This is a genomic window from Modestobacter sp. SYSU DS0511 (genome assembly GCF_054050755.1).
In genome coordinates, this window is sequence record NZ_JBJGZY010000028.1 from 41,932 (window position 1) to 53,505 (window position 11,574).

The 11,574-nt window shown below is 72.3% G+C and carries 9 protein-coding genes; 7 read left to right on the forward strand and 2 right to left on the reverse strand.

All coding sequences use genetic code 11. The features are described from left to right. Positions 1–203: 203 nt before the first annotated feature. Positions 204–1,679 carry a 30S ribosomal protein S1 gene (gene rpsA, locus ACI783_RS14400; protein WP_457141075.1) on the reverse strand — a complete coding sequence of 492 codons (1,476 nt, stop codon included), beginning with the start codon at positions 1,677–1,679 and terminating at the stop codon, positions 204–206. 221 nt (positions 1,680–1,900) lie between these two features. Here rpsA and ACI783_RS14405 point away from each other — a divergent pair, with 221 nt between their 5' ends. Then, positions 1,901–2,785, forward strand: coding sequence for a class I SAM-dependent methyltransferase (locus ACI783_RS14405; protein WP_457141076.1), 885 nt, complete (start codon positions 1,901–1,903; stop codon positions 2,783–2,785). After that, complete coding sequence (locus ACI783_RS14410) at positions 2,773–3,408, forward strand: 2'-5' RNA ligase family protein (protein WP_457141077.1); 636 nt, start codon at positions 2,773–2,775, stop codon at positions 3,406–3,408. The genes ACI783_RS14405 and ACI783_RS14410 overlap by 13 nt, the downstream gene beginning before the upstream one ends. A 64-nt stretch (positions 3,409–3,472) precedes the next feature. On the opposite strand, the gene polA is transcribed toward ACI783_RS14410, so the two are convergent. Next, positions 3,473–6,229, reverse strand: coding sequence for a DNA polymerase I (gene polA, locus ACI783_RS14415; protein ID WP_457141078.1), 2,757 nt, complete (start codon positions 6,227–6,229; stop codon positions 3,473–3,475). Between the two features lie 67 nt (positions 6,230–6,296). Between polA and ACI783_RS14420 the strand changes: the two genes are divergently transcribed. From ACI783_RS14420 to ACI783_RS14440, 5 genes are all read left to right on the forward strand, one after another. Further along, the gene (locus tag ACI783_RS14420; RefSeq protein WP_457141079.1) at positions 6,297–6,719 is read left to right on the forward strand and encodes a PaaI family thioesterase; all 423 of its coding nucleotides are present in this window, start codon (positions 6,297–6,299) and stop codon (positions 6,717–6,719) included. Between the two features lie 276 nt (positions 6,720–6,995). Then, complete coding sequence (locus tag ACI783_RS14425; protein WP_457141080.1) at positions 6,996–8,228, forward strand: branched-chain amino acid ABC transporter permease; 1,233 nt, start codon at positions 6,996–6,998, stop codon at positions 8,226–8,228. Positions 8,229–8,231: 3 nt separating this feature from the next. Beyond that, positions 8,232–9,230 carry a branched-chain amino acid ABC transporter permease gene (locus tag ACI783_RS14430; RefSeq protein WP_457141081.1) on the forward strand — a complete coding sequence of 333 codons (999 nt, stop codon included), beginning with the start codon at positions 8,232–8,234 and terminating at the stop codon, positions 9,228–9,230. Beyond that, positions 9,220–10,263 (forward strand): ABC transporter ATP-binding protein, encoded by a 1,044-nt coding sequence (locus tag ACI783_RS14435; protein ID WP_457141082.1) that lies wholly within the window; start codon positions 9,220–9,222, stop codon positions 10,261–10,263. Before ACI783_RS14430 ends, ACI783_RS14435 begins: the two co-directional genes overlap by 11 nt. Continuing rightward, positions 10,260–11,162 (forward strand): ABC transporter ATP-binding protein, encoded by a 903-nt coding sequence (locus ACI783_RS14440; RefSeq protein ID WP_457141083.1) that lies wholly within the window; start codon positions 10,260–10,262, stop codon positions 11,160–11,162. Before ACI783_RS14435 ends, ACI783_RS14440 begins: the two co-directional genes overlap by 4 nt. The last annotated feature ends 412 nt before the right edge of the window (positions 11,163–11,574 follow it).

The window sequence follows — 11,574 nt, forward strand, 5'->3', positions numbered from 1 at the left end:
CGGGTGCCGCACCCGACTGCCGCCGAGCCGCTCCGTCGCTCGACCGCGGGATCCTCCGGGCCCCACTGGACCTGCCGGCCCCCGCTCCGCACGCCAGGACACACGGCACCGCGACGATCGCGTCGGGCACGGACGACAGTGCGCCGCCCACCCCGGAGGGTGGACGGCGCACTGTCCAGGTGCTGCTCAGCGGAGCTGCGAGGTCACTCCCCGCCGGCGAGCTTGGCGCGCAGCGCGGCCAGGGCCTCGTCGGAGGCGAGGGTGCCACCGCCACCACTGGTGGAGACGGCGTCGCCCTCGGGCTCGGCGGCGCTGGAGTAGCTGCCCCCGGCAGCGGCCTCGGCGTCGGCCTCCTTCGCCGCGGCGATCTGCTTGCGGTGCGCCTCGAACCGGGCCTGGGCCTCGGCGTACTGCTTCTCCCACGTCTCGCGGGCCTCGTCGTAGCCCTCGAGCCACTCCCCGGTCTCGGGGTCGAAGCCCTCCGGGTAGATGTAGTTGCCCTGCTCGTCGTAGGACGCGGCCATGCCGTAGGCGGCCGGGTCGAACTGGTCCTCGTCACCGACGACGCCCTCGTTGGCCTGCTTCAGCGACAGCGAGATGCGGCGGCGGTCCAGGTCGATGTCGATGACCTTGACCAGGATCTCGTCGCCCACCTGGACGACCTGCTCCGGGATCTCCACGTGACGCTCGGCCAGCTCGGAGATGTGGACCAGGCCCTCGATGCCCTCGTCGACCCGGACGAACGCACCGAACGGCACCAGCTTGGTGACCTTGCCGGGCACGACCTGGCCGATCTGGTGGGTCCGGGCGAACTGACGCCACGGGTCCTCCTGCGTCGCCTTCAGCGACAGCGAGACCCGCTCACGGTCCAGGTCGACGTCGAGGACCTCGACGGTGACCTCCTGGCCGACCTCGACGACCTCGGACGGGTGGTCGATGTGCTTCCAGGACAGCTCGGAGACGTGCACCAGACCGTCCACGCCGCCCAGGTCGACGAACGCGCCGAAGTTGACGATCGAGGAGACGACGCCGGTGCGGACCTGGCCCTTGGCGAGCTTGTTGAGGAACTCGCTGCGCACCTCGGACTGGGTCTGCTCCAGCCACTGGCGGCGGGACAGGACCACGTTGTTGCGGTTCTTGTCCAGCTCGATGATCTTGGCCTCGAGCTCGCGGCCCACGTAGGGCTGCAGGTCGCGGACGCGACGCATCTCGACCAGCGAGGCGGGGAGGAACCCGCGCAGGCCGATGTCGAGGATCAGGCCGCCCTTGACGACCTCGATGACGGTGCCGGTGACGACCTCGTCGGCTTCCTTCTTCGCCTCGATCGTGCCCCAGGCGCGCTCGTACTGGGCGCGCTTCTTGGACAGGATGAGGCGGCCTTCCTTGTCCTCCTTCTGGAGGACGAGGGCTTCCACCTCGTCGCCGACGTTGACGACCTCGGTCGGGTCGACGTCGTGCTTGATGGACAGCTCGCGCGAGGGGATGACGCCCTCGGTCTTGTAGCCGATGTCCAGCAGCACCTCGTCCCGGTCGACCTTGACGATCACGCCTTCGACGATGTCGCCGTCGTTGAAGTACTTGATGGTCTGGTCGATCGCGGCGAGGAAGTCCTCGGCGGTGCCGATGTCGTTGACCGCGATCTGGGGGGTGCTGTCGGGACGGACCTGGGTGGAGGTCATGTGGTCGAGTGCTCCGGACGGGGGGTGCGTAGGGACAGGGAACCGCGACCTGCTGGTCGCGGGCGTGTTCACGAGAGAGGGACGACGGAGACGCCCTCCCGGTGAGGAGGACAACACCACAGACCTCTGGCGCAATTCCCCATGGTACGGACGGCGGCTGGGCAGGTCCACCACGGGTCCGGCCGGTGCGCCGCGCTCCGGCGTGTCACGATCGGCGCGCCATGGACCCCGCCCCGGACCCCGCCCCCGCCCCCGTCCCGCTGGCCGCGGACGGCTACCCCGCGGCCGGTGACGTCACCCGCCGCCCGGTCGGCCAGGCCGAGTCCGCCCGGGCCAACCGGGGGTGGTGGGACGCCGCCGCGCCCGCGTACCTCGCCGAGCACGGCACCGACCTGGGCGACGCGGACTTCCTGTGGTGCCCCGAGGGGCTCCGGGAGGCCGACGCGCACCTGCTGGGCGACGTCACCGGCCGCCGGGTGCTCGAGATCGGCTGCGGCTCGGCGCCCTGCTCCCGCTGGCTGCACCGCGCCGGCGCCTCCCCGATCGCGCTGGACGTCTCCGGGGGCATGCTCGCCCGGGCCGCGGAGCTGAACCGGGCCACCGGGCTGCCGGTGCCGCTCCTGCAGGCCGACGCCGGGGCGCTGCCGCTGACCACCGACAGCGTCGACCTGGCCTGCTCGGCGTTCGGCGGGCTGCCGTTCGTCGCGGACGCGCAGGCCGTGCTCGCCGAGGTCGCCCGGGTGCTCCGCCCGGGTGGGCGGTTCGTCGCCTCGGTGAACCACCCGATGCGCTGGGCGATGCCGGACTCCCCCGACCCGGCGGACCTGCGGGTCGTCTCCTCCTACTTCGACCGCACTCCCTACGTGGAGACCGACGACGCGGGGCGGACCGTGTACGTGGAGCACCACCGCACCGTGGGTGACTGGGTCCGGGCGGTCGTGGCCGCAGGGCTGGTGCTGCGGGACCTGGTGGAACCAGAGTGGGCACCGGGCCGCACGCAGACGTGGGGCCAGTGGTCCCCAGCGCGCGGCGCGCTCGTCCCGGGCACGCTCGTGCTGGTCTGCGAGCTGCCCGACCGACCGGAGGAGACGGCATGGACGAGCTGACCGAGCAGTTGACCGACCAGGCGCAGACCCCGGACGGCACCGCGGGACCGACGCTGGACGCCGCCGCGCACCGCGCGCTGGACGGCGCCGCCGAGACGGCCCTGCTGGTGCTGGTGCCCGAGGCCGACCCGGTGGTCGGCGACCACCGGCGGCAGTTCGACGTGTCGGCGTCCTGGGGGGTGCCGGCGCACGTCACGGTCGTCTACCCCTTCATGCCGCCGAACCAGGTCGACGACGGCGTGCTGACCGGGCTGAGCCGGGCCGTCGCCGGGGTGCCGGCCTTCGACTGCGTGCTGGACCACACCGACTGCTTCGGCGAGGAGGTGCTGTGGCTGGCCCCGGCCGACGAGGAGCCGTTCCGCCGGCTCACCGCCGCGGTGGTGACGGCGTTCCCCGACCACCCGCCCTACCGGGGCGCGCACGGGAAGAACCCCAGCCCGCACCTGTCGATCGCCGAGCGGCGCCTCGGCGACGAGGCCGGCCTGCGCACCGTCAAGGAGGCGATCGGGGACCACCTGCCGATCCGGTCGCGGGTCACCAGGGTGAGCCTCTTCGCCGGCGCCCGGGAACCCGACTCCTGGCACCTGGTCGCCGAGTTCCCCCTCGCCGCGACCGACACCTGACACCGGCCCCGATGCAGGGACCCGCGGCGAGCTCGCGAGTCGTGGGGGGCATCGGGGTCCTTCGTCAGTGGGCGGCGGCGTCCCAGCTGGCGCCGACGCCCACGGAGACCTCCAGCGCCACCGAGAGCTGTGCAGCGCCCGCCATCTCCCGGCGCACCAAGGCCTCCAGCTGCTCCCGCTCCCCCGGGGCCACCTCGAGCACGAGTTCGTCGTGGACCTGCAGCAGCATCCGCGAGCGCAGCCCCTCGGCCTCGATCGCCCGCTCCACGCCCAGCATGGCGACCTTGATGACGTCGGCGGCGGACCCCTGGATGGGCGCGTTCAGCGCCATCCGCTCGGCCATCTCCCGGCGCTGCCGGTTGTCGCTGGTCAGGTCGGGCAGGTAGCGCCGGCGGCCCAGCGTGGTCTCGGTGTAACCGGTCTGCCGGGCGTCGTCGACCACGCCGTCGAGGTAGTCGCGGATGCCGCCGAACCGCTCGAAGTAGGCGTGCATCTGCGTGCGCGCCTCCTCCGGGGTGATCCGCAGCTGCTGGGCCAGGCCGTACGCGCTCAGCCCGTAGGCCAGGCCGTAGCTCATCGCCTTGATCCGGCGGCGCATCTCCGGGTCGACCTGCTCGATCGGGATGCCGAACGCCCGGGAGGCGACGAAGGAGTGCAGGTCCTCCCCGGAGGTGAAGGCCTCGATCAGGCCGGCGTCCTCGGACAGGTGGGCCATGATCCGCATCTCGATCTGGCTGTAGTCGGCGGTCATCAGCGACTCGTAGCCCGGGCCGACCACGAACGCCTGCCGGATCCGGCGCCCCTCGGCGCTGCGGATCGGGATGTTCTGCAGGTTGGGGTCGGTCGAGGACAGCCGGCCGGTGGCGGCGATCGTCTGCTGGTAGGTGGTGTGGATCCGCCCGACGTCGTCGACCATCGGGATCAGCCCGTCGATGACGGTGCGGAGCCGGGTGACGTCGCGGTGCCGGAGCAGGTGCTCCAGGAACGGGTGACCGGTGGAGGCCAGCAACGAGGTGAGCGCCTCGGCATCGGTGGTGTAACCGGTCTTGTTCTTCTTGGTCTTCGGCAGGCCCAGCTCGTCGAAGAGCACCGCCTGCAGCTGCTTCGGCGAGCCGAGGTTGATCTCCTTGCCGATGACCGCGTACGCCTCCTGCGCGGCCTCGGTGACCTCGGCGGCGAACTCCTTCTGCAGCTCGTGCAGGAAATCCAGGTCCGCGGCGATGCCGCGCCGCTCCATCGCGGCGAGCACCCGGGTCAGCGGCAGCTCGATCTCGCCCAGCAGGTGGTCACCGCCGCGCTGGCCGAGCACCTGCTCCAGCGCGTCGGACAGGTCGTTGACCGCGACCGCCTTGAGCACGTCGGCGTGCGCGGCCTCCGCGGCGACGTCGGCCTCGGTGGGACCCAGTCCGTCGAGGGTCAGCTGCTCCTCCGGGGCGGCGGCGTCCTTGAGCTCCCGGCGCAGGTAGCGGACGGCCAGGTCGCCGAGGTCGAACGACCGCTGACCGGGGTTGGCCAGGTAGGCCGCGAGCGCGGTGTCGCTGACGAGGCCGCGCAGCTCCCACCCGCGCGCCCAGACGGCCAGCAGCGGGCCCTTCACCTCGTGCACCACCTTGGGTGCGGCCGGGTCGGCCAGCCAGTCGGCCAGCGCCTGCTCGTCGGCGGCGTCCAGGCCGGGGCCCTGCTCGTGGTCGGTGAGGTCGACGAAGGTCGCGTGGTCGTCGGCCGCGGCCAGCGCCAGGCCGGCGAGCTCACCGGTGCCGCGGCCCCACGTACCCCGGAAGACGATGCCGGTGTGCCCGGTGCGGGCGTGCGCGGCCAGCCAGTCGCCGAGCCCACCGGGGGCCACCTCGTCGGCCGTGACCTCGAAGCCGCCGTCCACCTCCGGCTCGGCGCTGGAGAGGGTGGCGAACAGCCGGTCGCGCAGCACCCGGAACTGCAGGTTGTCGAAGAGGGTGTGCACCTCGTTGCGGTCCCAGGGCTGGACGGCCAGGTCGACCGGGCCGAGCTCCAGGGGCACCTGCCGGTCCAGTTCGGTGAGCCGCCGGTTCTGCAGCACCTGGGAGAGGTGGTCGCGCAGCTTCTCCCCGACCTTGCCCTTGACGGTGTCGACCTGGTCGACCAGCGCGTCCAGCGAGCCGTACTCACGCACCCACTTGGCCGCGGTCTTCTCCCCCACGCTCGGGATGTTGGGCAGGTTGTCGCTCGGGTCGCCGCGCAGCGCGGCGAAGTCCGGGTACTGCGCCGGGCTCAGCCCGTACTTGGCCTCGACCTCCTCCGGGGTGAACCGGGTCAGGTCGGAGACGCCCTTGCGGGGGTAGAGCACCGTCACGTGCTCGTTGACCAGCTGCAGCGCGTCGCGGTCACCGGTGCAGATCAGCACGTCCATGCCCTGCTCGACCGCCTGCACGGTGAGCGTGGCGATGACGTCGTCGGCCTCGTAGCCCTCGGCGGTGATCACCGGGACGCGCAGCGCACCGAGGACCTCCTGCACCAGGCTGACCTGGCCGCGGAAGTCGGTGGGGCTCTCGGCCCGGTTGGCCTTGTAGTCGGCGTAGATCTCGCTGCGGAAGGTCTTCCGGCTGACGTCGAAGGCGACCGCCAGGTGCGAGGGCTGCTCGTCGCGCAGCACGTTGATCAGCATCGAGGTGAAGCCGTAGACCGCGTTGGTCGGCTGCCCCGTGGTCGTGGAGAAGTTCTCCACCGGGAGCGCGAAGAAGGCCCGGTAGGCCAGGGAGTGGCCATCGAGCAGCAGCAGCCGCGGGCGGGCGCCCCCGGTGGTCGAGGGGGTGGCGGGCGCGGGGGCGGAGACCGGAGCGGACATCGCCGCGATCCTAAGTCCGCACACCGACAACCCGGCTCCCCGCGCGCGGTGGCTAGCGTGCAGCAGCGTGACGCACACCCGACCCGACTGGCTGCCGGCCGACACGCAGGGCCCGCTCGACGACAAGCTGGGCATCCGGATCACCGAGTGGGACCCCGACCGCCTGGTCGCCACCATGCCGGTGGCCGGCAACGAGCAGCCCTTCGGCCTGCTGCACGGCGGTGCGACCTGCGCGCTGGCCGAGAGCATCGGCTCGTACGCGGCGGTGCTGCACGCCGGTCCCGGGGGTTCGGTGGTCGGCATCGAGCTCAACGCGAGCTACCTCAGCGCCGCCCGCTCCGGCCTCGTCACCGCGGTGTGCACTCCGGTACGGCGCGGGCGCACCCTGGCCACCTTCCTCATCTCGATCTCCGACGACGCCGGGCGGCCGACGGCCAGTGCGCGGCTGACCTGCATGATCCGGAGTGCGCGCTCCGCACCGGGCAGCTGAGCGCCCGGACCGGTGGTGGGCGACCGACCGGTAGCACAGCGGCGTGTCGCAGATGGGTCACGAAGCGTCCCAGCAGGTCGTTCCCCGTAACAGCCGTGGGTTACTGTCCCGCCTCACATCCAACGGCTGGGAGGTCGAGTGACGCACGCTCCCCACCGTGCCGCACGGCGCGGGGAACGCAGCAGCGCCCGGTACGGCTCAGGTGCACCACCGGCGAGCGGCCCCCGGTCCCCGCGGTGGCGCAGCGGGCGCCGTCCCCTGACCCTCGCCCTGCTGGTGGCCGCCTTCGCCATGGCCCTGGCCACCCTCGTCCCGGGGGTCGCCTCCGCCGAGGGCGAGCAGGTGCGCGGCACCCTGCAGACCAGCGTGAGCGGCCCGATCGAGGGCGCCACGATCGAGGTCACCACGCCGGACGGCGACCCCGTGGACACCGTGCAGACCGGCGAGGACGGCCGGTGGGCGGTCGACCTGCCGGCCGCCGGCCAGTACGTCGTCAGCATCGACCCCGACGACCTGCCCGACGGGGTCGAGGTCAACGGCGAGCCCAGCCGCACCGTCACCGTCGACCCCGGACGGCAGCAACCGGTCAACATCGGCCTCAACGACGGCAGCCGCAACGACGGCGGTGGCACCATCCGGGCCGTCCAGCTCTTCGTCGACGGCCTCCGGTTCGGGCTGCTGATCGCCATGGCCGCCGTGGGCCTGTCCCTGATCTACGGCACCACCGGGCTGACCAACTTCGCACACGGCGAGCTGGTCACCATCGGCGCCATCGCCGCCTGGTACATCAACGTGCAGGGCGGAGTGCCGCTCATCCCCGCGGCCCTGCTTGCCATGGTGGTCGGCGGGGTCGTCGGCGCCCTCAACGAGCTGGCCATCTGGCGGCCGCTGCGGCGCCGCGGCACCGGGCTCATCGCCGCGCTGGTCGTCTCCATCGGCCTGTCCCTGGCGCTGCGGTACAGCTACCAGATCTTCTACGGCGGGTTCTCCAACCCCTACGCCGACTACCAGGGCCAGCGGGCCAAGAGCTACGGCCCCTTCACCCTCCAGGACCGGGACGTCGCCTCGATCGTCATCGCCGTCGTGGTGCTGGTGCTGGTCGCGCTGATGCTGCAGCGCACGAAGATCGGCAAGGCGATGCGGGCGGTGTCGGACAACCGGGACCTGGCCGCGTCCTCCGGCATCGACGTCAACCGGGTCGTCCTGTTCGTGTGGGTGCTCGGTGGAGCGCTCGCCGCCCTCGGCGGGGTGCTCCTCGGCCTCTCCGACCAGGTCCAGTGGGACATGGGCTTCCGGCTGCTGCTGCTGATGTTCGCCGGGGTCACCCTCGGCGGTCTGGGCACCGCCTACGGCGCCCTGCTCGGCAGCCTCATCGTCGGCGTCTTCGTGCAGATGTCCACCCTCGTCATCCCGAATGACATGAAGTACGTCGGAGGGCTGCTCCTCTTGATCGTCATCCTCGTCGTCCGTCCCCAGGGCATCCTGGGCAGCCGCGCCAGGATCGGCTGACCGATGGCCGACCTCATCAACGCGTTCGCCATCGCGGGCAAGGCGTTCTTCGGGTTCCAGGCGATCTTCTTCGCCCTGCTGGCCATCGGCATCAACGTGCACTTCGGGTACACGGGCCTGCTCAACTTCGGTCAGATCGCCTTCGCCATGCTCGGCGGGTTCGGCATCGCCATCTCGGTCAGCCAGTGGGGGCTGCCCTTCTGGGTCGGGGTCCTCGTCGGGGTGCTCGCCGCGGTGGTCCTGGCCCTCCTGCTGGGCCTGCCCACGCTGCGGCTGCGGGCCGACTACCTCGCCATCGTCACCATCGCCACGGCCGAGGGCCTACGGCTGGTCTTCCGGTCGGTCTCCGCCACCCCGGTCACCGGCGGCACCCGAGGCCTGTCGGCGTTCAACCGGGACTTCATCGCGCTCGCCCCGTGGGACACCGGCCGCCGGTACAACCTCCTGGGCACGACCTGGAGCGGCGGCGAGCTGTGGGTCTGCGCGGTCGGCTGGACCCTCGTGGCGCTGTGCTCGCTCCTGGTGTGGGCGCTGATGCGCGCCCCGTGGGGGCGGGTGGTGAAGGCCATCCGGGAGGACGAGGACGCCGTCCGCTCGCTGGGCAAGAACGTCTACGCCTACAAGATGCAGGCGCTGGTGCTCGGCGGGGTGTTCGGCGCCTTCGGCGGCATGGTCTACGCCGTCGGCACCGGCTCGGCCATCCCCGACCAGTACCAGAACGCCAACACCTTCCTGGCCTACGCGGCGCTCATCCTGGGCGGCGCCGCCCGGGTGCTCGGGCCGGTCATCGGCTCGATGCTGCTGCTGTTCATCCTGCAGTTCGCCGACACCGGGCTCCGTTCGCTGATCTCCAACGGGGTCATCCCCACGGAGCTGCTCTCCTCCACCGACGTCGCGCAGCTGCGCTACGTGCTGGTCGGGATCGGGCTCATGTTGTTGCTGGTCTTCCGGCCCCAGGGCATCTTCGGTGACCGACGAGAGGTGATGCTCGATGCCCGCTGACCCCCTGCCCCACGAGGGCCAGCCCCACGGCGCCCACGCTGCCCGGCCCGAGGAGCTCGCCCCGCCGGGCGGCGGCGCGCACCGGGCAGCACCCCAGCGGCTGGCCCAGGCCGCGCTGCGCGACGTCCCCTGGGAGGTCGGGGTCGCCAAGCCCGACCCGGCGATCGTGGTCGACCACGTGACCCGCACGTTCGGCGGCCTGACCGCGGTGTCGGTCGACCACCTGGAGGTCCAGCGGGGCGGCATCACCGGGCTCATCGGGCCCAACGGTGCCGGCAAGACCACGCTGTTCAACCTGCTCACCGGGTTCGACCAGCCCAACACCGGCACCTGGTCGTTCAACGGCCGCGACCTGGGCAGGCTCAGCCCGCACCAGGTCGCCCGGCTCGGGGTGGTCCGGACCTTCCAGCTGACGAAGGCGCTCTCCCGGCTCACCGTCCTGCAGAACATGCTGCTCGGCGCCCAGGCCCAGCGCGGGGAGAGCTTCCTGCGTGCCCTGGTGCCCGGCACCTGGCGGGCGCAGGAGAAGGCGAACACCGAGCGGGCCATGGACCTGCTCCGGCGGTTCAAGCTCGACGCCAAGAAGGACGACTTCGCCGGCAGCCTGTCCGGGGGCCAGCGCAAGCTGCTGGAGATGGCCCGCGCCCTGATGAGCGAACCGCAGGTGGTGATGCTCGACGAGCCGATGGCCGGGGTGAACCCCGCCCTGACCCAGAGCCTGCTGGGCCACGTCAAGGACCTCCGCGAGGAGGGGATGACGGTCATCTTCGTGGAGCACGACATGGACGTCGTGCGGGACATCAGCGACTGGGTGGTGGTCATGGCCGCCGGCAAGGTCATCGCCGAGGGCGCGCCGGAGTCCATCAGCCAGAACAAGGCCGTCGTCGACGCCTACCTCGGCGCGCACCACGACGCCCCCCTGACCGCCGAGGAGGAGGACCGCTTCCTCGCCGAGGACGAGGCCCTCGCCGGCGCGCAGCACGAGGACATCTCCAGCTCCGACCGGGGCCGCAAGGGAAGGGCGGGACGATGAGCACCGCGGACGTACCAGGCCCGCCGGAGGACCGCAGGTTCACGGTTCCGGAGTCCGAGCAGGACCGTCCCCTCGCCGAGAAGTCCGTCGCCGAGGAGCCCGGCGCAGGCACCGCGGCGGAGCTCTCCCCGGCGGAGAAGGCAGCCACCCGGGAGGAGCACCAGCGCCTGGCCGAAAGCGCGCTGGTGCGCGCCGACGAACTCGTCGCCGGCTACGTCCCCGGGGTCAACATCCTCAACGGGTGCGACTTCTACCTGCAGGACGGCGAACTGGTCGGGATCATCGGCCCCAACGGCGCCGGCAAGTCGACCCTGCTCAAGACGCTGTTCGGGCTGATCCCGGTCCGCTCGGGCTCGGTCACGCTGCGCGGTGAGGAGATCACCTCGGCGCCGGCGCACCGGCTGGTGTCCATGGGCGTCGGCTACGTGCCGCAGAACAACAACGTGTTCCCCTCGCTCACCATCGAGGAGAACATGCAGATGGGCGTCTACTTGCGGCCGAAGACGTTCAAGGAGCGCTTCGACTATGTCGTCGACCTGTTCCCGCTGCTCGGCGAACGGCGCAAGGGCAAGGCCGGGGCGCTCTCCGGCGGCGAGCGGCAGATGGTGGCGATGGGCCGCGCACTGATGATGGACCCCTCGGTGCTGCTGCTGGACGAGCCGTCCGCCGGGCTGTCCCCGGCACTGCAGGACGAGGTCTTCATCCGCTGCCGGCGGATCAACGCCACCGGCGTCTCGATCATCATGGTCGAGCAGAACGCCCGCCGCTGCCTGCAGATCTGCCACCGTGGCTACGTGCTCGACCAGGGGCGCAACGCCTACACCGACACCGGCACGTCACTAATGCACGACCCGAAGGTGATCGAGCTCTACCTGGGAACCCTCGCCAAGGCCCAGTAGCCCGCACGCAGCACGACGGCGCCGTTCCCCCGTGCGGGAACGGCGCCGTCGTGCGTCCGGGAGCCCTGCTCCGCCGGCGAGGACGCCGGTGGCCCCGGTGCCGGTGACGGCCGGCGCACTGGTCGCGGTCCTGCTGCCGACCGACCGCGGTGCGGTGCCGCAGCACCGCCGCCCGGACCGGGACTCCCGCCCGCCGTGCACGACCGGCTGGTCCGTGCTGGGCACCGCCCGGGCGGCCCAGCACGGCCGACCCGGCCACCGGCGGACGTGCTGGGGGCCGGGTCGGTCGCGCTGGGCCGGCCCCGCACGGCACTGGGGGGGGGGGGGGGGGGGGGGGGGGGGGGGGGGGGGGGGGGGGGGGGGGGGGGGGGGGGGGGGGGGGGGGGGGGGGGGGGGGGGGGGGGGGGGGGGG

Bases quoted from the DNA above. Each gene is read 5' to 3' on its own strand.
- rpsA (WP_457141075.1), bottom strand. From the start codon at position 1,679: ATGACCTCCACCCAGGTCCGTCCCGACAGCACCCCCCAGATCGCGGTC.
- ACI783_RS14405 (WP_457141076.1), top strand. From the start codon at position 1,901: ATGGACCCCGCCCCGGACCCCGCCCCCGCCCCCGTCCCGCTGGCCGCG.
- ACI783_RS14410 (WP_457141077.1), top strand. From the start codon at position 2,773: ATGGACGAGCTGACCGAGCAGTTGACCGACCAGGCGCAGACCCCGGAC.
- polA (WP_457141078.1), bottom strand. From the start codon at position 6,229: ATGTCCGCTCCGGTCTCCGCCCCCGCGCCCGCCACCCCCTCGACCACC.
- ACI783_RS14430 (WP_457141081.1), top strand. From the start codon at position 8,232: ATGGCCGACCTCATCAACGCGTTCGCCATCGCGGGCAAGGCGTTCTTC.
- ACI783_RS14435 (WP_457141082.1), top strand. From the start codon at position 9,220: ATGCCCGCTGACCCCCTGCCCCACGAGGGCCAGCCCCACGGCGCCCAC.
- ACI783_RS14440 (WP_457141083.1), top strand. From the start codon at position 10,260: ATGAGCACCGCGGACGTACCAGGCCCGCCGGAGGACCGCAGGTTCACG.